The following is a 25,908-nucleotide window of genomic DNA, read 5'->3' on the forward strand; positions in this document are numbered from 1 at the left end:
CCCCCTGTTTATGTTTCTCAATTCAGGAGAGGCGACAACTATGCTGACACAGGGGAGTGGCAGGAGTATCAGCTTAAAACACCTGGTTGACCACATGAGATAACGCCGGTAGCCCTGTGTATCCTGTGTTCTGAACTTGCTGATAAGTTGGCTGATAAAGTAGCCATGGTTCGTTCAACCTTGAAAAATAGTCACCTGGATAATCTATTTATGCGGTTACAGAGATATGGTCAGCGGGAATTGCTGCTATGTCAGCGTCGTCGCTATGGCATGCTGTATCGTCTGGTTACCGATGTAAAACCTCAACAAGCCTTAGAACTCTGGATTGTTTCAGCTAAATTAGCAGTCAGTGGTAAATCACCTGAGTTTTTAGCTGAATGGACTGACTGAAGATACCGCTCTCTTGCGATCACAGCTTGCTCTTTAGCTTCTTCCTTGTTGGAGGTTTGTATTTTGATTCTTTGGTAGGTCTTTTTATAGATCTTTTGTCCCTCGGCGTAAGCGGGATCTTTGCGAAGCTCCCCTTGGCGCTCCCTTCTGCGCTTGGCGTAAGCGGGGTCTGTCTGGTAGCGCTCCCTTTGGCGCTCCCTTTTGCGCTCGGCGTAAGCGGGATCTGTCTGGTAGCGCTCCCTTCCGCGCTCCCTTTGGCGCTCCCTTTTGCGCTCGGCGTAAGCGGGATCTGTCTGGTAGCGCTCCCTTTCGCGCTCCCTTTGGCACTCCCTTTTGTGCTCGGCGTAAGCGTGATCTGTCTGGTAGCGCTCCCTTTCGCGCTCCCTTTGACGCTCGGCGTAAGCGGGATCTGTCTGGTAGCGCTCCCTTTGGCGCTCCCTTTGATGCTCGGCGTAAGCGGGATCTGTCTGGTAGCGCTCCCTTTGGCGCTCCCTTCTGCGCTCCCTTTCGCGCTTGGCGTAAGCGGGATCTTTGCGAAGCTCCCTTTGGCGTTCCCTTTGGCGCTCTCTTTTGCGCTCGGCAAGTGAAGAACTGCCATCAACATTAACTTCTGCCTGGGTTGTTTGGTTATCACTTGTCGCTTGGTGCATGTATAACGGATTAACGACAGCAAAAGGCCGTAAATCTTGTGAACTATGAATTCCGGCAGGAAGATCAGTTAACTGTAAATCTGAGCTTGTATGATTCGCTGTTGTTTGCTCTCTAATTTCAAGCTCGTCCCACGATATTAGCTGCTGAAAGGGAGTATTTGGTGTTAGTAATAATGCATTATTAACGGGTTTATACTCAGGCTGGTAGGGAACATATTCATCAAGAATGGATTGTGGTATCTCTTGAATACCTGTTCCAGAAGCGTTTTCTGAATCGAGGTTTGTTAGAGATTTAATATTATATTTATTCAATGAATAAGAGTGATCAGCTTCATTTTGATATGTATGTGGTCCGCTATTGTAAATAGAAATAGGGTTCAGCACTTGAACTGGCATGCCTTGATAAATAGGCTGCTGTTCGGTGGCACCAAATTGCTGTTCTTGATCTACTAAACCTGATGCGCTGGAACAAAGAAAATAAAAAGAAGCATCGTATGAAGGAAATTGATTGGTTTGATCCATTGAATTATTAAATTATTTAATTACAGCCTGAGACCACGCCTTCTTTTAAAAGTTCCTCTCTTTCACAACTCATTCTTTATTTATGTCAACCAAGCATAAAGATTTGCTATGGCTATTACTAATAGTGACGTAAAACCGGAAATGCTGAGCCAGAGTTAATCACAAATGACAGTCAGGGTTTGGCTTTCTCGAAGCTGGTAAAGGCAAGCCCAAACCCTGCTGCAACACCGCCTCAAAAATATCAATTTAATATCAACAGGTTATAAATCATTATATTGATTCTTGTATTGTAATCGCAATAGCAAATCCTTATACTTGGTTGACATAAATAAATGCGAATGAGTCGCGAAAGGGAGGAACTTTTATAAGAAAGCATGGTCTTAATCTGTAATTCGATAGTTCAATAATTCAATGGATCAAATAAATCAACTGCCTTCATTCGATGCTTCTTTTTCTTATCTTTGTTCCAGCGCATCAGGTTTAGTAGATCAAGAACAGCAATTTGGCACCACCGAACAGCAGCCTATTTATCAAGGCATGCCAGTTCAAGTGCTGAACCCTATTCCTACTTACAATAGCGGACCAGATACATATCAAAATGAAGCTAATCATTCTATTTCATTGAATGAATATAATATTACATCCCTAATAAACTTCGATTCAGAAAACGCTTCTGGAACAGGTATTCCAGAGGTACCACAATCCATTCTTGATAAATATGTTCCTTACCAGACTGATTATGAACCCGTTAATGATGCATTATCACTAACAACAGGTATTCCCTTTCAGCAGTTAATATCGTTGGACGATCTTGAAATTAGAAAGCAGACAACAGCGAATCATACAAGCTCAGATTTACAGTTAACTGATCTTCCTGCCGGAATTCATAGTTCACAAGATTTACGGCCAGATGCTGTCGTTAATCCGTTATGCATGCACCAAGCGACAAGTGATAACCAAACAACCCAGGCAGAAGTTAATGTTGATGGCAGTTCTTCACTTGTCGAGCGCAAAAGGGAGCGCGAAAGGGTGCGCAAAAGGGAGCTTCGCAAAGATCCCGCTTACGCCGAGCGCGAAAGGGAGCGCAAAAGGGAGCTTCGCAAAGATCCCGCTTACGCTGAGCGCAAAAGGGAGCGCAAAAGGGAGCTTCGCAAAGATCCCGCTTACGCCGAGCGCGAAAGGGAGCGCCAAAGGGAGCGCTACCAGAAAGATCCCGCTTACGCCGAGCGCGAAAGGGAGCGCCAAAGGGAGCTTCGCAAAGATCCCGCTTACGCCGAGCGCGAAAGGGAGCGCAAAAGGAAGCGCCACAGGGAGCGCTACCTGACAGATCCCGCTTACGTCGAGCGCGAAAGGGAGCGCAAAAAGCGGTATCGTCAGTCAGTCAATTCAACTAAAAACTCAGGTAATTTACCACTGACTTCTAATTTAACTGAAACGACCCAGAGTTCCAGTAAAATAAAAGGAAAGGACACCCAAAAATTTGACTAATCAGCCACACCGTCTTTTTTTTCTGGAGCCTCTTAATGGCATTAAGCACATATACCCAGTAACCAAAAAAAATGACATGACGACCGCCCGAAAAAACCTCATATATCCAGCCAGTACGTCCTACTACCACTGCATGGCACGCTGCGTTCGCAGGGCTTTCCTGTGCGGCCGAGACAATTTCTCAGGCAAAAACTATGAGCATCGCAGGCAGTGGGTGGTTGATCGGTTGAAAGCGCTTTCTGGTATTTTTGCCCTGGAAGTCTGTGCTTATGCGGTGATGTCGAATCATTATCATGTGGTGCTCCATATTAATAGTCAGCAAGCCAAAAAATGGGACACTAAAGAAGTCTTACAACGCTGGACGCAGCTGTTTTCTGGCCCACACCTGGTTCAACGTTATCTTGCCGGCGACCAGCCAGGCAAAGCAGAGCTGCTGCGCATCGAAGAATATGCCCAGGAGTACCGAGGTCGTTTAATGGATATCAGCTGGTTCATGCGCTGTCTCAACGAATACTTAGCCCGGCTGGCTAATAAAGAGGATGAGTGCAAAGGACGCTTTTGGGAAGGTCGTTACAAAAGTCAGTCCCTGTTAGATGAGGCAGCATTGCTGACTTGCATGACCTATGTCGACTTAAACCCCATCCGGGCAAAAATTGCCGCAACGCTGGAAACCTCAGAACATACCTCTATTAAAGAGCGCATTGAGTCATACGACAGTGCAAACGGAAAAAAACAAAAGGCACACTTGAAACCGTTAAAAGCTCAGGGTCAAAACCCTGAACAGGCGATTCCATACCCACTCATTAGCTACTTTGAACTGGTTGACTGGTCTGGCCGAATTGTCCGCAAAGGCAAACGTGGCCGTATAACTGACGATGTACCACCTATCCTGGAACGCTTGGATATTGCCCCAAATGAATGGCTGGAGACTATGCGATGGCAGAATCGTTTTCACCGAGCAGTCGGCAAGCTGGCTTCACTGAAGGCTTATGCAGAAAGCAGCGGAAAATGCTGGGTTCATGGGATGTCTGTGAGCGGTAATCTCTATCCTGCCTGATCAACACATTTTGATTTACTTTAATGTGACCAGAGTTTTCTGTAGGGCTCTTTCTTATATTGTCTCGATAGTATCTTCCAGGCTCTTCCTGCTTGGTATGAATGAGGATTTCTGAAAACGATCAATACTATCATTTTAAAAAATGAATAAATGACGCACTCTCTATTCACTTTTAAAAAAGTGGGTGTCCTATTGTCCTCTATTGTCCTCCATCCGAATCATGCCACAGGTATCGGCCCACCTGGCGAAAGATCATAAGGCCCGCTGGCGGCATGAGCTGTTAGCCGCTGAATGATTACGGCATGATAGGCCAGTCAGCCGCATCGACACTGTCGAGAGGGTAGGTTTTATGCCCTCCCCAACGGTTGATATAGTGGCCATCAGGATCGAACTGCTGAGCCTGTTTATCCAGATTAAAATGGCGACTCCCTCTCGGGTCAGCACCCACGCCCGCCAGATACTGCCAGTTGCCCCAGTTGCTGCCCACGTCATAATCCACCAGCTGCTGCTCAAACCAGGCAGCCCCGTAGCGCCAGTCCATCCCCAGTTCATGAATAAAGCAGCTGGCCACTATTTGCCGCCCACGGTTGGACAGGTAACCGGTGGCCTGCAGCTCTTTCATGCAGGCGTTCACAATGGGCCAGGGTGTATTACCGGCGCACCATTTCTGAAACCGTTCCGGATAAAAGCAGGACAACCGGCACTTATCCCGGATGCCTCTGGATGAAAACAGCCGAACACCATGCTTCAGGGCGTACCATTGGAAATATTCACGCCACAGCAATTCAAATTGAATCCAGTAGGTGGATTCATTGGCCATAATCAATGACTCATAATGCCTGAGTGCCTGGAAAATCTGCCGGGCGGAGAGACAGCCATGGGCCAGCCAGGGTGAAAATTTGGTTGAGGTCTCCCAACCCTGCAAGGCGTTTCGCGTCTCTTTATAGGTGGTTGGCTGCAGCGCTGAGAAATAGTGCTTCAGATGCTCTGCCCCTGCCGTTTCACCACCAGTAAACGGGCTGTTGGTTTTGGCCCTTGCCGGTAACCTGTCAGAATGGTAATTCAAACCGGGCATGGGCCCTGGCATGATATCCGGTGCGGTTGCGGCTTCGGTGATGAGCAGATTTTCGACGTGCTTTCGGAACTGAGTAAATGTTTCCGGCAGCTCGTCCAGGGCAAATGGCAGATCGTTCTGGTGGAAGAGCGTAAATGTTTCAACTTCATTGAAGGTGACTGCCGGGAAGTTCTGTTTGAGACTTTGCCAATAGGCACTCTCCTGAAAACCCGTATTACGGCTGCGATAGACCGCATCGATTTTATGGGCTTTCAGCATTTGTTCGATTGCTTGATACGGACTTTGTAAACGCACCAACAGTTTTTGCCGTCGCTGTTCAAGCTGTGATTCAAGCTGTTGAATACTCTCCCACAGGAAACGCCAGCGATGCTCGCCCATCACCCTTGACTGGTAACGGCCTGGCTTAAACCAGGCAGAGTCAACACAATAGACACACACCAGATGTTTACAACTGGCAGCGGCCTGCATCAAGGCCCGGTTATCACTCAGCCTCAAATCATTGGTAAACAGAAACAGCGTTGTTCCCTGCAAGAGCCATACCCTCCAAATTTTTTAGCGCCAATACCTGTTTGTACGTTAATTTTCCCAAACCACGGCAAACCGTGCTCAACTTCAGATAACTCCATGTAATTTATGAAATTTATTGTCGCACTATTAAATACATCAAATCTGTTTTGGTATTATGTCCTCTCAGGTAAAGTGAAGAACTTTATTATGTGGGATGTATTGAAATAAGGATAAAACGTGTTGAAAGCCATTAAAATTCTGTCACTGATAGCACTGCTGACGGGCTGTACAGGAATACCCGAAGGCGTTACACCGGTAAAGCCATTTGAGGTTAACCGCTATGTTGGAAAATGGTATGAGATAGCCAGGCTGGATCATCGATTTGAGCGAGGCCTTTCCCATATCACCGCAGAATACTCAAGCAACCCTGATGGCAGTATTCAGGTCATCAACTCAGGTTACTCTGCTGAGGCAGGTGAACGTAAGCAGGCCGAAGGCAAGGCAAAATTTGTCAGAGAAGCTGACGAGGGATATCTGAAAGTCTCTTTTTTTGGCCCCTTCTACGGCTCCTACATTATTTTCGAGCTTGATCAGAAAGGCTATGAATACGCCTTTATCTCAGGAAATGGCAAAGATTATCTCTGGCTGCTGGCCAGAACGCCTACCGTCAGTGATCAGGTTAAATCGGACTTTATCAACAAAGCCAAAGCACTTGGGTTTGCTACTGAGCAATTGATCTTTGTGGATCAGTCCTCTCCAATAGCACCTATTTAACATTCCGCAGGGAAGCAGTGTATATCCATGGAATGCCATCACCGCTCTCATGTGGATAAGACTGTCCATAGGTAAATTTGCTGGTTGGCCTCAACCCTGCTGACACCATAATAAAGGTGCCTGCCTGATCCATCCGGATAAAATACGACGACAGACAGGTGTACAGACTTGGGTGTGTGTGCTTTTTCATATCCGTACCCTGCTGGCCTGTCTGGAAGCAGGTGTGCCTCTGAAAATACACAACAAATCGCTACGTGTTTACCTATCTTAATCCCCCTGATTCATTACTGGTGCCGCATTTTTATACCATTGTCGTTTAGCATCCCCCTCAATTCACAAATACATGTAAATCATGAAACCGATTGCAGAAACCCGTTCCATTTTGCAGCCTAAGTATGAGATGTTGTTTATTGATTGGTGCTGGGCTTGATACTAACATTGCCCACCTTTTTAAGTTGCTGTGTTTTTTGGGGTATCCATGATCAGAAAAACAAAACTGGCATTCATTCTAGGAAGTATGATTGCTTCTGCCGCTGCTCAGGCAGCTCTGCCGCCCACGCCAGTCCTCGGTTGGGGAGATCACAAATATGCATTGGTGGAGGTCAGCCAGTCTGCTGTCGCTTATAAGGAACTGGTGACGGTTAATGACGAGGTGAATATTGAGGTAAGCTGGGATTTGCCCTGGGGCACAGCAGCGGACACTGAAGCTAAAATATTATTTGATGGTGACGTACAGTGGACCGGCACTGCTGGCGCAAAACAGGCATCATTCCCTATGTCCAAAGGTGGTAAGTGGGACATGACGCTGCAGTTTTGCAATGGCAGCGGCTGCTCCACCTCAGCACCCAAACCAGTAGTGGTTGCTGATACCGATGGTGCTCATCTGGAGGCTCTGCCGGTTTCCTGGACAGAGTTCCATAAACCTTATGAGAATAAAACCGGCAAAGTGATGGGTACCTATTTTGTTGAGTGGTCGGTTTATGGTCGTAACTATCCCTTTGATAAGGTACCAGTGCAGAATCTGACCCATATTCTCTACGGCTTTATTCCTATCTGCTCTGAACAGCATAATGACTCACTGAAATCGATTGATGGTTCCTGGGGAGCCCTGCAAAATGCCTGTGCCGGTACCCCGGAGTTTGAAGTGGTCATTCATGATCCATGGGCCGCCTTGCAAAAAGGCTTTAGTCAGGAAGGTGCTTCTTCCTGGAGTGATCCGTACAAAGGCAACTATGCGGCGATGATGGCGGCGAAAAAGACCAATCCGGACCTTAAAATCCTGCCATCCATTGGTGGCTGGACGCTGAGTGATCCCTTCCACCAGTTCCATGATGAAACGAACCGGAGAACATTCGTTAATTCTGTCGAGAAGTTCCTGCGCACCTGGAAGTTCTTTGATGGTGTGGACATCGACTGGGAGCACCCGGGTGGTAAAGGTGCAAATCCATCGCTGGGTAATCCTGAAACCGATGGTCCACTGTATGTCACCCTGATGAAAGAGCTGCGTCAAATGCTGGACAGGCTGGAAGCTGAAACCGGCCGGGAATACCAGCTGACCTCCGCCATGAACGCTGGCAAAGATAAAATTGATGTGGTCAATTATAAACAGGTGAGCCCTTACCTGGATTACCTCTTTGCCATGACCTATGACTTTTACGGTGCATTTAATGTCACCAATCTTAACCACCATACCGGGTTGTATGAGTCATCCATGAACGATATGGGGGAAAACCGCTACTTCAGCCACAACGGTATTCAGGAGTACGTCAAGTCAGGTATTGATCACGACAAAATTGTTCTGGGTGTTGCGCTTTACGGCCGTGGCTGGGCAGGTGTCAGTAACCTGAAGGAGGCTGGTAATCCGTTCAGTGGTACTGCTACCGGTGGTATCAACGGCACCTGGGAAAAGGGCGTGCTGGATTATCGTGATATTTATGAGAATCACGGTGAAGCCCAAGGCTTTGTCTATGGCTATGATCAGCAGGCCGAGGCACCTTACCTGTGGAAGGAGTCAACCGGTGAGCTGATCACCTACGATGATCCTTCATCGATTCAGGCCAAGGGGCAATATGTGCTTGATAACAATATGGCGGGCCTGTTCTCCTGGGAAATTGATGCGGATAACGGCATGCTCACCAATGCCATGCACGAGTCCCTGGGGCATGGAGAAGGAACCACCGAGCCCGGAAACCGCGCACCGGTGGCACGGGCAGGGGCTGATCAATCCGTCGTTGGTCCGGTGGCAGTCACCCTGGATGGCAGTAGTTCCTTCGATCCAGATAGAGATGCCATTACTTATCAATGGCAGCAGACAGTTGGCGATCCGTTAACACTGGCTGATGCAACCGCTGAAACAACGACGATTGTCGTACCGAGGGTAGATGCAGAAAAGCAGTACACCTTTACTCTGACGGTTACTGATGTAGAAGGTTTGTCAAACACCGATAGCGTGGTGATTACCAATAAACCGGAGCAACTTAACACAGCCCCTGCGGTGACTATCTCCCCAACGACTTATGTTGATGAGCAGACCCTGTTTACCTTGACTGCCAACGCCCGGGATGCCGATAACGATATTCTGACGTACAGCTGGAGCGTACCGTCAGTGTTCACCATCCTTTCTGAGCTGGAAAACACCCTGGAGCTTAAGGCTCCTGCTGTTGATGCCAGCGAAACCCACAACATTGTGGTTACTGTTTCGGATGGCGATGCCCAAGCCAGTGCAACCACCGTTGTTCACGTTGAGAACGTTGCCGGGGTGATACCTCCGGGCGACTGTGATGTGACTGATCCCAATGCCAGCAACTATCCGTCGTGGGATGCTGCCACAATCTACACCACAGAAACGGTCAGCCATAAAGGCCTGGTGTATAAAGCCAAATGGTGGGTACAGGGTTCGGAGCCTTCACCCTCCAACGAAGCCTGGCAGCTGATCAGTGATGTTGAGCTTGGCTGGCAGTCCGGTATTGGCTATAACGGTGGTGCCCAGGTCAACCACAACGGTCTGCGCTGGGAAGCTAAATGGTGGAGCAAAGGGGACGAGCCCGGAGTGGTCGATGTGTGGGTAAATTTTGGACCTTCAACCTGTGACTGATCATTTACGACCTTTTCATTTTAATCTGTAAGTAGTTGGCACTGGCTTATGCTGGTGCCATTGCTTTTTCATCGAAGTCTACCCTGACCTTTTTCGATAATTTGTGATCGGATCCTTATGTTGCTCTTGTCTTATAAATCAAAAGCCTATAAAAACTGCTGGCAAATAAAATGTGTAAGGAACAGAAATTTGTTTAAGCGTAAATTATTACAACTGGCTACTTCTGCGGTACTGGCGGGAATAGTTGTGACTGCACAGGCTAACGGTTCGGCCATGGTTAATCCGGACAGTGGCGTTGTGGTGGGCTACTGGCACAACTGGTGCAATGGCTCCGGCTATCAGGGCGGGAACGCTCCCTGTGTGAAACTGGACCAGGTTGACCCAATGTACAATGTGGTCAACGTCTCGTTTATGAAAGTGTACGACACAGCTGCAGGTCGTATTCCGACGTTCCATCTGGACCCGGCCATTAGTCTTACTGAGCAGCAGTTTATTGACCAGATTGCTGAACTGAATAATCAGGGCCGTTCTGTGCTGATCGCCCTCGGTGGTGCTGATGCGCACATTGAACTGCGGGCCGGTGATGAGCAGCCTTTTGCGGATGAGATTATCCGACTGACCGACTACTACGGCTTTGATGGTCTGGATATCGATCTGGAACAGGCCGCCGTTACCGCAGCAGATAACCAGACGGTAATTCCAGCAGCGCTTCGTATTGTAAAAGATCATTACAAGGCGCAGGGTAAAAACTTCCTGATTACCATGGCTCCGGAGTTTCCTTACCTTGTAGACAGTGGTAAGTACGTTCCCTACATCGATAACCTGGAAGGTTACTACGACTGGATCAACCCGCAGTTTTATAATCAGGGTGGCGATGGTATATGGATTGATGGGGTTGGCTGGATTGCCCAGAACAACGATGCCTTAAAAGAAGAGTTTATTTATTACATGGCGGACTCACTGGTAAACGGCACCCGTGGTTTTCATCAGATTCCACATTCCAGGTTGGTTTTCGGCATCCCATCCAGTAATGATGCCGCAGCTACCGGTTTTGTCAAAGACCCTCAGGATCTATACAACGCTTTCAAACGCCTTGATTCACAGGGGCAGGGCCTGCGCGGTGTGATGACCTGGTCGATAAACTGGGATATGGGCACCGATGCCTCCGGTAACGCCTATAACGAGCAGTTTGTTAAAGACTATGGCCCGTTTATCCACAGCAACTCTCCAACGCCTCCACCGGTTGACGGCAAGCCGGTCTTGAAAGGCGTTCAGAATGTCCGTGTTCTCCATGGCTCTGACTTTGATGCCATGGTCGGCGTCAATGCCATTGATAATGAAGATGGCGACCTGACTGGCGAAATTCGCATCGATGGTTATGTAGATACCCATGAGATTGGCACCTATGCCCTCACTTATCGTGTAACGGACAGTGATGGTCATACAACGTCTGCCGTCCGTTCTGTGGAAGTGTTCAGCCTGAAGCCGGTTTTCTCCGGTGTTGATAATTCGATCATCCCGCTAAATACCCTGTTTGATGAAATGGCAGGGGTTACGGCTATGGATGCAGAAGACGGTGATCTGACAACCACAATCCGGATATCTGGTTCTGTCAATACATCTGTCGTTGACGTTTATACCTTGAACTATTCCGTAACCGACAGTGCGGGCCAGACAGTTTCCGCTGAGCGGAAAGTCACCGTATCGGACGGCACCAGCTGCGCCAATCCCTGGGATGCTGGCACCATCTATTTGCAAGGGGATGAGGTCTCTCATAACGGGGCTCTGTGGCAGTCAGGCTGGTGGACCCAGGGTGAAGAGCCCGGTACCACCGGAGAGTGGGGCGTATGGCAAAAAGTCTCTGACAGTTCTTGTGGTGGCAGTCAGCCTGATGCTGACGCTGAAATCACGGTTTCCGGCGTCACTACTGAATATACAGCGGTCGATGGTCAGGTAAGCCTGTCGCTGCAGATTACCGTGAATGAAGCTATGAACCTGAATGCAGTTATCACTGACTCAAACGGAAGTGTGGTCAGTAATACCAGCCTTTCCGTCACCGAAAACAGTAATCTGACCATGATCATCAGTAATGCGGAAGCGGGCCGTTATACCCTGAACGTAAACGGAACCACTGCAGATGGTGAAACAGCAAGCTACGAGGCGGGCTTTACGGTTAAAGTAGACGGCGGCGTAACACCACCTCCGGGTGAGTATCCACTGTATGATGCCAATGCCAGCTATGCAGCGGGCGATATTGTTGTTGGCAGTGATCATGCCCTGTACGAGTGTAAGCCATGGCCTTACACCGCCTGGTGTTCAAATCCGGCCTATGCGCCAGCCAGCAGCCAGTACTGGCAGGATGCCTGGATCAGGCCGTAATGGTTAATCAGCAGTAAGTAACATCCAGAGGGGTAAATAACTCAGGTTAAGCTTAAACCACTTAGAGAGGCACGGAGAAAAGCAAAAAGCATTTCTCCTGTCGCTCCGGGGCAAAACAAAGGAAATTATTCAGGCTCCTAGCCATTTTGCAACACCTCAAGTGCGATTCTTGGCAGCCGGATGGGGCTTTCAGACATCATTCGTGACAGTAAAGTTGAGCCACAAAAAACCGCCAGCACCATCCGGGTTCACGACTTCCTGGGGCAGAAGTCCATCTCTGAAGCGGATGTAATGGTGTTGATTCACTGGGGTGTCAAAGAGATCCTGCTCAGTCAGAGAACCATTATCTCACTGCTGGCTGGGGATCTGCTGAAACAGGAAGGCATTATAATGATAATTTGGCAAAATAAGGAAAATACCAATCGTGCTTTTTAACTCCCATGAGGAGTCAGAGTAATAGAGAGTTAGAAAGTTCGATGGTATTACAGGCCTGATTCTTTCCCACCTTACCCGGGCTGGCAGGGATCTTCCAGAGTAACGCGATAGCGGCTTCTGCAAGGCTAAATTGCCGTCGTTTATCGTGGCATTGGATCACTAAATGATCGCTATCGGGGCTGAATTTAGCCAGTTTAACGGGATAATCCAGTTTTATCTGCTCTTTTTCTGCCCATTTGCCATCATCATCAATGCCCCAGAGTTGCACAAGACCTGGCTGGCGTTTGTCCTTCCGGTTGGTTTTGTTGCCATAGATCAGAAAATGGTTATCCAACTCATTAAACTGGGCACCATCGACGGAGTAGGCACCGGGGGTCGTCACTGCCTGTTTCACCCACTTACCACTATCGTCGCGCCCCAGGATACAGGCGGTTTCATCCAGGCTAATGGTATAGGCAAGGTACCCTGAAAGGGAAAACCGGGCATCACAGGTGTCGCTTTGATCTTGAACCACCAACTGTTCCTGCCATTTGCCCTGGCTGTTGAGGGCCGTAATTTTTAAGGTCCGATCACGACTGCGGGTCAGCACACTGTCTTCCTGAGTGTTGAAGGCAGCATAGTCAATCCCCCCCTGATGACCTACCTTTGCTTTCTCAACCAGATTACCTTCCTCGTCATCCCCCCAAATGCAGGCGAAATTCGTTTCATTGCCATAGCTCAGAAGAAGATTCTCGGAGGGACTGAAGATAACATCGCTACAGCCACTGTGCTCAAGGGTCTGACCTTTATCCAGCCAACCACCAGTACTGTTGCAGTTCCACAGTTGAAAGTTGCCATAGCTCAGACTGAAGATAGCTTCGCTAATGCCGCTGTGCTCAAGAGTCTGACCTTTATTCTGAAAGAGACGGGCCAGTAATTTACGCCCGGAGGGGCTGAACTCAGCCTTTGCACAACCCTGAATTTCAGTTTTTACTCCCCAGACACCGTCATCATCATAACCAGAAATTATGGCTTTATCGTCTGCATCAAGAGTCAGTGCATATTGGCCGGAGGCATTGAAGGACGCATTGCAAATAACGTTGGTGATACGGTTGTTGAGGCGATTTAACCTCGATTCAGGATGACAGATCTCCCCGATCTGCGACCAATTGCCATCGAGATCGCAACCCTGAAAAACGACCTGGGGCCCCTCTGTCAAGATCAAGGCATGCTGCTCATCATCACTGAGCTGGGCACTTAAAATATTCCTGTTGCACTCAATGACCTTTTTTTCCACCAGACAGTTGCTTTCATTACTACAGTTCCAGATGGTCGCTGTTGTGCCCTGGTAAGTCAGTAAATAATTGTTCGTGGCCTTGAAGAGCGGTTGCTGTGGCCCACATTGCTGAAAGTGACAGATCTCTTTAGTCTGGGTTAGCGGGGTCCACCGGCCGTTGCTATCTTCCCGCAATACGTTGATTTTTCCGGTCTGTGGATCCCAGGACATAATCTTGTCCTGCAAGGGGCTGAAGGCTACCTGCACCTTCGGATAGTTTTTATGAGTGGGGGTATGCTCAAGCACTTCCGCCAACACCCAACGGCCATCGCTGTTCAGTGTATTCACCGTGACAATGCCATTGTCGCTGCTGCTCAGGAGTGTATTTTCCAACCGGTTAAGCTGGCAACGAAAGATCTTTCTATAATCCTCGACCAAACCTTTTTGCAACCAGTTGCCATCCGCACCTTGTTGCCAGATGCCCAGACTGGAATCGTCATAATCGTCGCAACCCATAATAACCAGGTTCTTTCCCGTTGGGCCGAAGCGGACATCAAGAATACATTCATCAAGGCTGACTAGCAGTTTAAGTTTCAGATAATTGGTCTGGCATTGGAAAGTATCCGCTTTCATTGGGTCAATGAAGCATGGTTGCCTGATTTTCAGGGCAACATCATGTAACTGCAAGTCATTAACTAGCGCAGCGATATTTGCAGGATTGCCGTGAGCCTCTACTACTAACGTTGTCTGGAAGGCAGATTCGGTGTCTGAGTCGTCGGTTGATGGACTGTTCATTGATGTCAGTGTATTGCCACTAGCTGAAATAGCATCAGCTGTCACCATGGCCTTATTTGCCGATGCAGGCTCGAAGTGGTTATCGCACGGTATATTCCGCCGTTCACGCTGTTGCAATACATCGACCTGACCCACTTCTGACGACTGCTGCATCATGGAAATATTCAGCCCGATAATTTCCAGCTTACGCTGACCGATAGCGGTGATGATCGTCGCTTCGGGTGGTGAATTCAGTTTCAACCGTTTCAGCCATTCAATCTGAACCGGTTCAGGGACTTTTGAGGCATTTTTGTTATAGGCAGCCAGGGACTTACACAGTGGTTTCAGATGGTTAAATAACTGCCATTCACCGGTTTCGATTCTGCTTGCGGCTGCTCTGCTTAGTACACGACCAAATGAAATCACCTGTTTTCTTGCTTGCAGACTGCACAAGGATTGGGTGCTACCTGAAAAGCAAATGTTCAGGTATTTTTGTGCTATTGGTTGCATGATAACTCCAGTCATATTGACACAGGGATTAAATTTATACCGCCATGGACCAGTAGTATCCTTATGGTTGTTTAAATCATCCTCTATTGGTCGTCGGGGAACTGCTCAAAAAGAGTAGGTAAATTTGGCTGTGAGGTGAGTTAATTTCTCACGTACCAGTTGTGAAAACTTCGGAATAAGACAGGACCCTGAAATTTTGGCTTTCAGGTATTTTGAGAATGACAGGCCATGCGGCCGACACGTTTTCTTCAGGCTCACGAATGTGTCCCGACAGCGCTGGTAAGGAGTTGTCTGAAAATAACTTCCACATTTCCAATTTGCCTGGTGAGGAGAAAACCTTGCCACGGAGACGCGGAGTCACAGAGGAAAAGATTTTTTTCTTTTCTCCGTGTCTCCGTGGCAAAAAGAGGAAATTATTCCGAGACAAATCCTAAGCTGCGAGTCCCACCACTGATCTTTCGTCGTTTTACATACTCCCTGATCTGTCATTCACTCAAGTTGTTATGCAGTGGTAACCATGGGTATTTCAATATTGCTTTTCTATCCAGTCGCGGGCTGCTCACTCCCTGTTGTTGGCAGGAATTTTCCAGAGTAACGCAATGCCAGCTTCTGAATGGAAAGGCTCTTGCCGAACATCGTTGCAATAAATCACTAAATGTTCACTATCAGGGCTGAATTTGGCCTGTTTAATGGGAAAATCCACTATTACCTCCTCTTTTTTTATCCATTTGCCATCATCACCGATGCCCCAGAGTTGCACAAGGCCAGACTGGTCTGTGTCTTTCCGGTTTATTTTGTTGCCATAGGTCAGAAAATGGTTTTCCAGTGCATTGAAATGGGCACCATGGATACCATAGGCACCAGGTTCTGTCACGGCCAGTGTCGTCCACTTGCCATTGTCATCGCACCCCAGGATGGCAGCAGTGGTGTCCTGGCTAAAGGTATAGGCAAAGCGCCCTGAAGTAGAAAACCGGGCTTCACGAATTTCCAGCAGATGTTTAAACGCCAAACGTTCCTGCCATTTGCCCTGGCTGTCAAGGCCATGAATTTTTACGGTCCAATCACAACCGCGGGTCAGCACGCTGTCCTCCCGAGCGTTGAAGGCAGCATAGTCAATCCCCGCCAGGTGATACACCCTGGCTTTCTCAACCAGGTTACCTTCCTCGTCATCCCCCCAAATACAGGCGAAATTCGATTTATAGCCATAGCTCAGAAGAAGATTCTCTGAGGGGCTAAAAAGCGCTTCACGACTGGCGTGATGGACAAAGGTCTGACCTTGATCCAGGCGATCATCAGGACTTTTGCAGTCCAGGAGTTTAAAAGAGCCACCGCTTTCAAAACGGGCCAGTATTTTACCCCCGGATGGGCTGAATCTGGCATCTGAACAACAACGAATTTCTGCTTTTCCTTCCCAGACACCATAAGCATTGTAGCCAGAAACTATAACTGTGTTGTCTATATCTTTGGTCAGCGCATAGTGCCCGGTGGCATTGAACAAGGCTCTGCAAACCAGGTTGGTAATATGTTGGTTGTCGTCGGTTATGATCGTCGCAGGATGACAGATTTCCCCGATCTGTGACCAGTTCCCATCGACATCACAACCCAGAAAGATGGTCTGGTTACCCCAGGTGAAGATCACAGCGTGTTGCTCATCATCACTCAGCTGGGCACTGGCAATGTTCCCACCGCACTCAAAGACCTTTTTCTCCTCCAGGCAGTTGCTCTCATCATTACAGGCCCAGATGGTCACTTTTGAGCCCTGGTAAGTCAGGAAATAGTCGTTTGTGGCCTTAAAAGGTGGTTGCTGTGGTCCGGTATGCTTATAGTGAATGATCTCTTTAGTCTGGGTTAGCGGAGTCCACCGGCCGTTGCTATCCTGGCGCAATACGTTGATTTTGCCGTTCTGTGGGTCGTAGGACATAATTTTGTTCTGCCCGGGGCTGAAGCCTGCATCCATCCGTGGATAGTCTTCATCATAGGGGGTAAGCCCAAGCACCACCGCCTCCTCCCAACGGCCATCGCTGTTCAGCGTACTTACCTTGACATTGCCATCGTAGCTGCTGCTCAGAAGCGTATTTTCAGACCTGTTGAGCTCGTAGCGATAGATAGAAGCAGAGTCTTCAACATCCCCTTTTTGCAACCAGTTGCCATCCGCACCTTGTCGCCAGATCTTCAGCCTGAAATCGCCCCCATCGTTGCAACCACGTATAAGCAGGTTCTTACTCATTGGGCTGAAGCTGGCTTCGATAATATGGTGATCGAAGCAGGCCGCCAGTCGAAATTCCAGATAATTTTCCTGGCATTGGAAAATGTCAGCCTTCGCTGGATCAATATTGCCCGCATGCGTGTTATTCAGAGCAATATCCTGTAACTGCCCATCATTAATGGCTGCGGAGCCAGTGTACTGTTCATGCTGATGTGATGCATCTCCCAGACCAGCGTCTGACGATGGCATCATGGAAATCTTAAGCCCGATAATTTCCAGCTTACGCTGACCGATAGCAGTGATGATCGACAACTCGGGTGGTGCATTCCGTTTCAACCGTTCCAGGGATTTGAGCTGCTCCGGTTCAGAGACTTTTGCAGCATATTTGTTATAGGCAGCCACTGATTCAAAAAGGGGTTTCAGGTTATTAAATAACTGCCATTCACCGGTTTCGATTTTGCTTGCGGCTGCCCTGCTCAGCACACGACCAAATGAAATCACCTTTGTTTGTGCTTGCGGGCTTTTCAAGGCTTTAGAACCGCCCGCAAAGCAAGCGTTCAGACATTTTTGCGCTATTGGTCCCATGATAACTCCGATCATATTGGCACAGGGATTGAATTTACACCGCCATGAACCGGTAGCATCCTGTGATTGAGTAAATCGTCCGCCATTGCTGGTCGGACCATTCAGTAACTGATCAATAGATCAGTCAATTTGGCAAAAGTTCCTCTCACTGAGGTATTTTTTGGTTCAGAGTTATGAAGCCACTGAAAAAATGACGATCAGCGCCAAACATTTTCGGGACTCGCAGTCCGAAACTGAAACAAGAAAATATTACAACTGCTTTGGCCAACGGGTCGACGATCCCCGTATGCGTGATACGACATGGGCAGATGGGCTGGATTGACAACAGAGATCAGCATGGACGATTTGAATAACAACACGATAAAAATTTATTTGCCGTTACCTCTTTGCAAAAAAGGAAAATATTCAGCCCTCATTCCCAGGGCCTGTTGACGTTTCGTTGCGTGCTCGCAACGAAACGTCAACTTCAGTAACACCTCAAGTGTGAGCTGTTTCCACCCCCGGGCTGGCAGGAATTTTCCAGAGTAACACCGTACCATTTTTTGAACGAAAATATCCCCGTCGATCATCGTTACAACTGATCAATAAATGATCGCTATCAGGGCTAAATTCGGCATTTTTCACGGGGTAATCCAGTTTTATCTGCTCTTTTTCTACCCATTTACCATCACTATCCAGCCCCCATAGTTGCACAAGGCCTGGCTGGTGTTTGTCTTTTTTGTTTATTTTTTTGCCATAGATCAGAAAATGGTCATCCAATCCATTAAACTGGGCACCTCCAATGGAGTAGCCATCAGCCAGGTCTATCATCGCCTGTTTCATCCACTGGCCATTGTTGTCGCGACCCAGGATACACGCGGTTCCGTCCAGGCCAACGGTATAGGCAAGGTGCCCTGAATCGGAAAAAAAGCCATCGAGAATCTGTCTTTGATGTTTAACCACCAACTGTTCCTGCCATTTGCCCTGGCTGTCCAGGCCCTGAATTTTTACCTCCTGGCCATTACCCCTGGTCAGCACACTGTCCTCCTGAGCGTTGAAAGCCGCATAGTGGACCCCCCCCCGGTGAAATGCCTTTGCCTTCTCAACCAGATTACCTTCCTCGTCATACCCCCAAATACAGGCAAAATTCGATTCAACACCGTAGCTCAGAAGAAAATTCTCTGACGGGCTGAAGATGACTGTTTTACTGCCGCTGTGCTCACAGGTTTGAACTTTATCCAGCCGACCACCATTACTGCTGCAGTCCCAGAGTTTAAAGCCTTTATAGGTCCGTCGTATGAAGCCCTCGCAACAATCGTCGCTGTGCTCATCAGGGGGCTGACCTTGATCCAGCGGGTCATCAGTCTTGTTGCAAGACAGAGGTTTGTAGAGTTGGGCCAGTAATTTGCGCCCGGAGGCACTGAATCGGGCATCTGAACAATCCTGAATTTCAGTTTTTACTTCCCATGAACCGTTTTCGTCATAACCAGAGATAATCGCGATATGATTTGAATCAACACTCAGTGCATATTGTCTGGAGGCATTGAAGGATGCTTTGTGAATAAAGCCTATGATAGGTTCGTTACTGGCCTTTGAATAACTTTTAGGATGACAAACCTCCCCGATTTGCGACCATTCGCCATCGCCATCACACCCCAGAAAGATGGCCTGGTCCACACCGAAGATCACAGCATACTGCTCATCATCACTCATGTGGGCACCCCAAATCCACTTACTGCACTCAATGACCTTTTGCACCTCCATGCAGTTGCTGTCGTCATTAAATGCCCAGATGGTCGCTGTTGCACCCCGGTAAGTCAGTAAATTATGGTCCGTGGCTTTGAAAGGTGGCTGCTGTGGCCCCCATTGCCGACGGTGACGGATCTCTTGAGTCTGGGTTAGCGGAGTCCACTGACCGTTGCTATCCGCCGGAAGTACACGGATTTTGCCGGCCCGAAAATTGTAAGTCATAATCTTGTCCTGTCGGGGGCTAAAGCCTGCGATCACCGCCACATGGTTTTCGCCTCTACCGCAGGGGCCGTGCTCAAGTACCACCTCCTCCTGCCAAAAGCCATTGCTGTTCAGCTTACTCACCGTGACTATGCCTTCGGAGCTGGTACGCAGTAATGTATTTTCCGACCGGTTGAATTCGAAATGGAAGTTATGCTCCCTGAACTTCCCGCTCTGGGACCAGTTGCCATCCGCAGTTTGTCGCCAGATGCCCAGAATACGATCGTCCTCACTGTCTAAAGCATCGATAACCAGATGCTTACTCGAAGGGCTAAAACTGGCTGCACAGGCATAACGACCGAAGCTGATCACCTGTTTGAGTTGCAGATAATTGGTCTGACAATGGAAAATGTCCGCCTTCTTTGCGTCCATTTCCCCCGATTGATTGTTAATAAGGGCCGCGCCCTGTGACTTATTAAAAGGTACTATCGTGTCGCTATTTGCAGTAGCGCCGGAAACCCGTGCTGTCGATGCTTTTTGGGAGGCGGATTCGGTGTCTGAATCGTCCGTCGATGATTCGGTGTCTGAATTGTCCGATGATGATTCGGTGTCTGAGACGTTCGTTGATGGCCTGTTGAGTGAGGCAAGTGAATTAACACTGTTTGCCGGAACAGCACCTGCTGGCACCGTGGCCTTATCTGCTGATTCAGGCTCGGTACTACTCTTGTTATCGTATGTCGTATTATCGTATGTCGTATTATCGTATGTCTTATTATCGTACGTATTGTTATCGTGAGGTGAATTCGATTGGTCATGCTGTTGCAATGCACCGTCCAAACCAGCGTCTGATGGCTGCGGCATCGTGGAAATATTCAGCCCGATTCTGCGCTCATCAATAGTGGTGGTTAGCGTTGCGTCGGGTGGTGAATCCAGTTTCAGCTGCCCCAGGGATTCGACCAGCTCCAGTTCCGGGATTTCTGAGATTTGTTTGTTGTATGCAGCCACCGATTTATGCGGTGGCTTCAGATCATCAGAGAACTGTCGTTCATCGGTTGCTGTTCTGCTTGTGGCTGCACTGCCTGACGCTATTGGTTGCATGGTAACTCCGGTCATATCGACACAAGGATTGAATGTATGCGGCAATGGATTAGTAGTACTCTATGGTGGTTTAGCCATCCTCTATTACTTGTCTGACCATCCAGTATCTGAGTTATAGATCAGTTAACTCGACAAAAGTTCCTGCCCAGAGAATTTTTTTCAGTTCAGGGGCATAAGGCCATTGGAAAAATGACGACGACTGTCAGGCATTGCACGTTGACAATGTGGCACTTTCATTGCCCGGAGCAGTAACACAGACGCTTTCTGTTGATATCAGCCGTGATTTTTATACCGCTCAATTTTATTGATTAACGTCAATGAATTGAGTGAGACTGACTTGCGTCAGGTCATAAGTATGCCGTCCCGCCACTGATAGCCTTCGCACACTGATACGCCGCCTGGAAATAACCTGCTTTCTCCAACTTCCGGGAGCTATTTCAGAATCAAAAGCAATCGCAGTTTTGAAGTCTTCGGTAAGGGTGTGGTTATTCTGATCACTGCCGCCCTGGCTGCCGCAGTGATTGAAGCCCTGACCGGTTTTGTCGTTATTCCGGGTATGGCACCATTCTCTGATGGTGTTGCCACCGTTGGTCACATTGCCATGGTTCTGGCGGGCGCCTTCCCCCTGGTGCACTTTATTACCACCCGTTCAACAAACCGCTGATGGCCGTTGGCCGTTCCATGGGCATGGGCGAAACTGCGGCTGCTGGTCTGGTAGCGACCCTGGCGAACAGTATCGCCATGTTCAACATCATGAAAGATATGGATAACCGCGGTAAAATCATTAACGTTGCTTTCGCCGTCAGTGCCTCTTTCACCCTGGGTGATCACCTGGGTTACACCGCTGCCGTGAACAGCGAAATGATCTCGGCCATGATCGTTGGCAAGCTGGTTGGTGGTGTTACTGCGGTGATCATCGCCATTCTGGTGACCAAAAACATGGCTGAGCCACAGGCTAGCCTGAAAGCGAAACACGCTTAATCCCCGATGCAGGTCGGCTTCTGCACAAGCCTGCCTGCCCCATCAAGCTTTGCAGTCTCTGCGGGCGGCTTTCTTCGGAAACCGGCCTGCGCATAATGCCTCTGAACCGGAACAGCCATGCGCGAAGAAATTCTCAGTGCCGGCATTGATATTGGCACCTCAACCACCCAGCTGGTCTTTACCCGGATGTTCCTGGAGAACATCTCCCCGGGTGCCATGATTCCAAAAGTGGAAATCGTTGACCGTCAGGTCATTTACCGCAGCCAGATTCACTTCACCCCGCTGCTGTCACCCACCATGATCGATGCCGATAAGGTTCGCCAGCTGATGGAGCAGGAATTCATCAATGCAGGCGTCAATCCGGCGGATATAGATACCGGTGCCGTCATCATCACTGGCGAGACAGCCCGCAAGGAAAATGCACGACAGGTTGCCGATGCGTTAAGCCTTCTGGCCGGTGACTTTGTGGTTGCCACGGCCGGTCCGGATCTGGAAAGTATTATCTCCGGTAAAGGTGCCGGGGCCGCGAAACAGTCCTTTGACCAGAACAGTATTGTGGCCAATCTCGATATTGGCGGTGGCACCACTAATATCGCCACCTATGAGGTGGGTGAAGTGATTGATACCACCTGTCTGGACATCGGTGGTCGACTGATTAAATTCGAGAAAGGCGGCACAGAAGTCACTTATATTTCTGAAAAATGGCGGGAAATGACCCGTCGCATGGGCATGCCGGTGAAGGTGGGCGACCAGCTGAATCGACAGCAGATTGACCGTATCGTCGATCGAATGGTTGAGATTCTCCAGGAAGTAATGGGCCTCAAACCGGCCACCAATGATCTGGCCTTTCTGATCGGCCGGGGCACCCGTGACCTGCACCGTAACTACCGCCTGGATCAGATCTGCTTCTCCGGTGGCGTTGCCGTTCATATCTATGATCAGGAGCCTTCCACCACCGATTATCAATACGGCGATTTAGGCGTTCTGCTGGGCAAAGCCATCCGTCGTTCATCCCTGTTTCAGCAGCTTTCTGTTTTTGATGCGGTGGAGACCATTCGGGCAACGGTGATTGGTGCCGGCTCCCATGCCACTGATATCAGCGGCAGCACCATCAACTTTTCCCGTGATGTCTTTCCCATTAAAAACGTCCCGGCATTAAGACTTTCACTGAAGGATGAGGCCCTGCCCGGGGCTGAACTGGCAAAAACCATTCGGGAAAAACTGTCATGGTTTGACCTTGAAACCGGTGCGCAACATGTTGCCCTGGCGCTGAAAGGGCATAGAAACCCGGATTCCCAGTACGTTCAGGAGCTGGCTGACATCATCATCCAGGGCATGGACGTGATGATTAAACTACCCCAGCCGCTGATTGTGATTGTCGAAGAAGGCTTTGGCAAAGTGCTTGGGCAGAGCATTGAGGCAAAGCTGAAACGCACGCTTGAAGACAAGAAGGACGTCATTTGTATCAACATCACAGCGGGTACTGCTTCCGAAATGACCCGGTTCTGCATCATCACTAATGAGCAGACTCATATCAAAGCGGTCTGGGTTATGTTCATGCCATGGCACACCAGCTGGGAGTTCGCTATGGCCTGCCCCACGGAATCTGCAATGCCATTCTGCTTCCCCATGTTATGACCTATAACCTGCCGGTATCTGCTGAGAAGCTCTCGGATACCTGTGCAGCAACCAACCCCAGGCAGGGAACTCTGGCAGAAGTTGAACAGATCTTTAACAATGCCCTTTGATGTGACATTTATTGATCAATAACAGGGTCTCCATGAGGCCCTGTTCATTTTCCAGTCAAACTTACTAACCAGCACGATGCTATAATTTTCAGATCATTTAAGGATCTCGGAAGATTATTATGAGCAGCAACGGATTAGGTTCGCTTACCCCATCACAAATCAATCAAATCAATCAATTAGCATCCATTGAAAACTCTGAAGAATATGTATTGGTGGCCCAAAGCAATGGTAAGGAAGTTAAGTTTAATTCTATAAAACCAAGGCTCAACTCTTCTGAAGCCAATAAGGAAAAACCTGTAGAAGGTTCTGATTTAGCGGTAAAAACCCTGGGTTTAAAGGATCGAAAAGTCTCACCAGCCTTAGCAAAAAGGCTCATTGAGGCCTATAAAAAAGTATCGCCGCCTGATGTAATCTTCGTCGACAAGAACGATGTTCACCTCCTTATGAATCACGTCGATGATAGCAATAGTACTCAGCCACCGGACGAGGATGCAACATCCAGTGTTGATAGCGTTAGAAATCGAAGAAGTTCAGCCAATACATTGCATTCTGGCTGGGGGTCAACCACCAGTCTCGATAGTGGCTACAACAGTGTTTATGGCAGTACGGAATCCCTGTACGATGATGTGGAATTGCCCCGGGAAATAACAACTTCGCCTTTATCAGAAAAAGTTACTGAATTAATTAACAAGGAAAATTATATAGGCGCACATATTCAAATGCGTGATGAGAGTTTGGCGGCCATAAAAGGTAAACATATTACCAATGGACGATGGAGTAGATTTGGCTTTAGCGATAAGACAGTAGGAAATGTACCTTTGCCGAAAAAAACAGCCTTAACAATTGATGGCAATCATATTCCCGCCAATAATATCGAGTTGACCAATGCCAGGTATGTCGCCATTCAGGCACCTCGAACTAAAGCACAAATGTCTGGAGGCGATATCTGGCGAGCAGCCCTTGACTCGGGGTGCAGTGTAATTTGTGATCTGACCAGAGATAATGAGAAGTTCGAGGTAAATAAAGGAGGACCTATTGCTTCGTATTACCCAACCGGAGAAAAACTCGAAGACGACGGCAAAGTCAATGGCAAAGTCGATGGCAAAGTCGACCGTGAAATCGTCTTTGATAATGGGATTAAAGTGAGATACAAGGCAAAACAACAAGAAGATGGGTATTCAAAAATAAAATATGCGGTGACTGATCCCCTTACTGGCAAAACCCGCGTTATACGAAGATATCATTATACTGGCTGGCCGGATCACGGAGTACCTAATGAAACAAACGGTCAAGACTCTCTGCTCAGGTTTGTAGAAGCACTGCGCACTCATCAGGTCGGGAAAGACTATTCAGGCAACACAATGGTGCATTGCATGGCAGGCGTTGGCAGAACCGGAACGCTTATTGTGTTAAATGAAATCTACCGGGACATACTCTCCGGAAAATATCAAAATAAGAAGGAACTGGATCAGGCAGTATTCAAGACTATTCAGCAAGGAAGAAAAGACCGGGGACCCGCCTTTGTTCAATCAGCGGATCAGATAAAATTTATCATGAATACCGTTCATACATGGCAGGATCAGCGAGACCTGGGAGAGAACATTATTCCCCGGATTTAGCACTAAGTTCTTCGTTCAGGGCCATGAAGTAATCAGCAGCCAGGCGCAAATGGCTGCCGGTCCAGCAGAACATCTCACCATCCACCAGCCGGGTACTGGCAGTCACACCCAGCCCGGCAAATTCCTGACAATGCCGGTCTTTAAATGAATAGGGCTCTGAAGACAAGAGCAGCATATCTGGCCCGGCTGTTTTTAGCTGTTCGATGGTGATCTCCGGGTAACGCTCCAGATCAGCAAAGACGTTTTCCATCCCGCAAAGCTTCAGCATCTCATTGATAAACGTATTACCGGCAGCAACCCGATAGGGCTTCCTCCAGATAAAATAAGCCACACGCAGCGTCTTTCCCGAAGCCAGTCGTGCCATTTTGCGCCTGATGTCTTTGACGATTTCATCGGCATTGTGTTCTTTGTTGGTCAGCTGACCAACGGAGGTGATCATGGCCAGGGCATCATCCAGGTTGTGAATATCACAGACCCAGGTTGGGTATTGCTGTTGCAGCCGCTCAATGCCCTCCCGGTAGTTCTCCTCCTTGTTACCGAGGATCAAATCCGGCTGCAAGGCATCTATCGCCGCAAAATCCAATGTCTTGGGACCACCGATAATCGTTTTTTCCTTGCGTGCCCGCCCGGGATGAACACAGTAGCGGGTTACTCCAACAATCCGGTCTTCCAGGCCAAGATCAAACAACAGCTCTGTCAGCGATGGCACCAGAGAGATAATTCTCACTGGCTTGTCACTGACGTCTACTGAATACTGCATCTGATCAATAAACTGGCGGGACATTTTTGAGGCCTCAATGTTTCAAGATAGTAAAAAGCTTACCATAGGCAA

The 25,908-nt window shown here is 48.5% G+C and carries 16 protein-coding genes and 1 pseudogene; 10 read left to right on the top strand and 7 right to left on the bottom strand.

Features of this window, described 5'->3' with window-relative positions:
- Positions 1-302: 302 nt before the first annotated feature.
- On the bottom strand, positions 303-1,040 hold the full coding sequence (locus CX664_RS25725; RefSeq protein ID WP_145999999.1) for a hypothetical protein: 738 nt from the start codon (positions 1,038-1,040) through the stop codon (positions 303-305).
- Between the two features lie 1,455 nt (positions 1,041-2,495).
- Between CX664_RS25725 and CX664_RS25730 the strand changes: the two genes are divergently transcribed.
- Positions 2,496-3,050: a hypothetical protein gene (locus tag CX664_RS25730; RefSeq protein ID WP_146000000.1), complete on the top strand. Its 555-nt coding sequence runs from the start codon at positions 2,496-2,498 to the stop codon at positions 3,048-3,050.
- 226 nt (positions 3,051-3,276) lie between these two features.
- Entirely contained in the window at positions 3,277-4,107 is an 831-nt protein-coding gene (locus CX664_RS13405; RefSeq protein ID WP_244910665.1) for a transposase, read from the top strand.
- Between the two features lie 295 nt (positions 4,108-4,402).
- Here CX664_RS13405 and CX664_RS13410 read toward each other — a convergent pair whose 3' ends face one another.
- Positions 4,403-5,713 (bottom strand): DASH family cryptochrome, encoded by a 1,311-nt coding sequence (locus CX664_RS13410; protein WP_101747227.1) that lies wholly within the window; start codon positions 5,711-5,713, stop codon positions 4,403-4,405.
- A gap of 216 nt (positions 5,714-5,929) precedes the next feature.
- On the opposite strand from CX664_RS13410, the gene CX664_RS13415 reads away from it, so the two are divergent.
- Positions 5,930-6,463 (top strand): lipocalin family protein, encoded by a 534-nt coding sequence (locus CX664_RS13415; protein ID WP_101747228.1) that lies wholly within the window; start codon positions 5,930-5,932, stop codon positions 6,461-6,463.
- Here the strand turns inward: CX664_RS13415 and CX664_RS13420 are convergent.
- On the bottom strand, positions 6,456-6,653 hold the full coding sequence (locus CX664_RS13420) for a hypothetical protein (RefSeq protein ID WP_101747229.1): 198 nt from the start codon (positions 6,651-6,653) through the stop codon (positions 6,456-6,458). The two genes, CX664_RS13415 and CX664_RS13420, sit on opposite strands and share 8 nt — an antisense overlap.
- Positions 6,654-6,941: 288 nt before the next feature.
- Here CX664_RS13420 and CX664_RS13425 point away from each other — a divergent pair, with 288 nt between their 5' ends.
- From CX664_RS13425 to CX664_RS13435, 3 genes are all read left to right on the top strand, one after another.
- Complete coding sequence (locus CX664_RS13425) at positions 6,942-9,557, top strand: glycosyl hydrolase family 18 protein (protein ID WP_219622190.1); 2,616 nt, start codon at positions 6,942-6,944, stop codon at positions 9,555-9,557.
- Positions 9,558-9,746: 189 nt separating this feature from the next.
- Positions 9,747-11,936: an immunoglobulin-like domain-containing protein gene (locus CX664_RS13430; RefSeq protein ID WP_180966492.1), complete on the top strand. Its 2,190-nt coding sequence runs from the start codon at positions 9,747-9,749 to the stop codon at positions 11,934-11,936.
- A 180-nt stretch (positions 11,937-12,116) separates the two neighbouring features.
- On the top strand, positions 12,117-12,371 hold the full coding sequence (locus CX664_RS13435; protein ID WP_174783925.1) for a hypothetical protein: 255 nt from the start codon (positions 12,117-12,119) through the stop codon (positions 12,369-12,371).
- A gap of 13 nt (positions 12,372-12,384) precedes the next feature.
- Here the strand turns inward: CX664_RS13435 and CX664_RS13440 are convergent, their stop codons facing one another.
- From CX664_RS13440 to CX664_RS13455, 3 genes are all read right to left on the bottom strand, one after another.
- Positions 12,385-14,910 (bottom strand): WD40 repeat domain-containing protein, encoded by a 2,526-nt coding sequence (locus CX664_RS13440; RefSeq protein ID WP_101747231.1) that lies wholly within the window; start codon positions 14,908-14,910, stop codon positions 12,385-12,387.
- A gap of 559 nt (positions 14,911-15,469) precedes the next feature.
- Complete coding sequence (locus tag CX664_RS13450) at positions 15,470-17,701, bottom strand: WD40 repeat domain-containing protein (protein WP_146000001.1); 2,232 nt, start codon at positions 17,699-17,701, stop codon at positions 15,470-15,472.
- A gap of 477 nt (positions 17,702-18,178) precedes the next feature.
- Positions 18,179-20,728, bottom strand: coding sequence for a WD40 repeat domain-containing protein (locus CX664_RS13455; protein ID WP_101747233.1), 2,550 nt, complete (start codon positions 20,726-20,728; stop codon positions 18,179-18,181).
- A gap of 481 nt (positions 20,729-21,209) precedes the next feature.
- Between CX664_RS13455 and eutH the strand changes: the two are divergent.
- The 4 genes and pseudogenes from eutH (at position 21,210) to CX664_RS13470 (ending at position 25,076) form a co-directional block, all read left to right on the top strand.
- Positions 21,210-21,709, top strand: a pseudogene (gene eutH, locus CX664_RS13460) (ethanolamine utilization protein EutH).
- A 117-nt stretch (positions 21,710-21,826) separates the two neighbouring features.
- A complete protein-coding gene (locus tag CX664_RS26410; protein ID WP_244910666.1) occupies positions 21,827-23,347 on the top strand; it encodes an ethanolamine ammonia-lyase reactivating factor EutA in 1,521 nt (506 codons plus the stop codon).
- The gene (locus CX664_RS26415; RefSeq protein ID WP_241693411.1) at positions 23,272-23,457 is read left to right on the top strand and encodes an iron-containing alcohol dehydrogenase; all 186 of its coding nucleotides are present in this window, start codon (positions 23,272-23,274) and stop codon (positions 23,455-23,457) included. Before CX664_RS26410 ends, CX664_RS26415 begins: the two co-directional genes overlap by 76 nt.
- Positions 23,458-23,576: 119 nt before the next feature.
- Positions 23,577-25,076, top strand: coding sequence for a tyrosine-protein phosphatase (locus tag CX664_RS13470; protein ID WP_101747234.1), 1,500 nt, complete (start codon positions 23,577-23,579; stop codon positions 25,074-25,076).
- On the opposite strand, the gene CX664_RS13475 is transcribed toward CX664_RS13470, so the two are convergent.
- Positions 25,060-25,860, bottom strand: coding sequence for a helical backbone metal receptor (locus tag CX664_RS13475; protein ID WP_101747235.1), 801 nt, complete (start codon positions 25,858-25,860; stop codon positions 25,060-25,062). The genes CX664_RS13470 and CX664_RS13475 overlap by 17 nt on opposite strands.
- Positions 25,861-25,908: the final 48 nt, after the last annotated feature.

It is taken from the genome of Endozoicomonas acroporae, assembly GCF_002864045.1.
GTDB lineage: Bacteria > Pseudomonadota > Gammaproteobacteria > Pseudomonadales > Endozoicomonadaceae > Endozoicomonas > Endozoicomonas acroporae.

Bases quoted from the DNA above. Each gene is read 5' to 3' on its own strand.
- CX664_RS13470 (WP_101747234.1), top strand. From the start codon at position 23,577: ATGAGCAGCAACGGATTAGGTTCGCTTACCCCATCACAAATCAATCAA.
- CX664_RS13420 (WP_101747229.1), bottom strand. From the start codon at position 6,653: ATGAAAAAGCACACACACCCAAGTCTGTACACCTGTCTGTCGTCGTAT.
- CX664_RS13450 (WP_146000001.1), bottom strand. From the start codon at position 17,701: ATGGGACCAATAGCGCAAAAATGTCTGAACGCTTGCTTTGCGGGCGGT.
- CX664_RS13435 (WP_174783925.1), top strand. From the start codon at position 12,117: ATGGGGCTTTCAGACATCATTCGTGACAGTAAAGTTGAGCCACAAAAA.
- CX664_RS13440 (WP_101747231.1), bottom strand. From the start codon at position 14,910: ATGCAACCAATAGCACAAAAATACCTGAACATTTGCTTTTCAGGTAGC.
- CX664_RS26410 (WP_244910666.1), top strand. From the start codon at position 21,827: ATGCGCGAAGAAATTCTCAGTGCCGGCATTGATATTGGCACCTCAACC.
- CX664_RS13425 (WP_219622190.1), top strand. From the start codon at position 6,942: ATGATCAGAAAAACAAAACTGGCATTCATTCTAGGAAGTATGATTGCT.
- CX664_RS26415 (WP_241693411.1), top strand. From the start codon at position 23,272: ATGGCACACCAGCTGGGAGTTCGCTATGGCCTGCCCCACGGAATCTGC.
- CX664_RS25730 (WP_146000000.1), top strand. From the start codon at position 2,496: ATGCACCAAGCGACAAGTGATAACCAAACAACCCAGGCAGAAGTTAAT.
- CX664_RS13455 (WP_101747233.1), bottom strand. From the start codon at position 20,728: ATGCAACCAATAGCGTCAGGCAGTGCAGCCACAAGCAGAACAGCAACC.
- CX664_RS13475 (WP_101747235.1), bottom strand. From the start codon at position 25,860: ATGTCCCGCCAGTTTATTGATCAGATGCAGTATTCAGTAGACGTCAGT.
- CX664_RS25725 (WP_145999999.1), bottom strand. From the start codon at position 1,040: ATGCACCAAGCGACAAGTGATAACCAAACAACCCAGGCAGAAGTTAAT.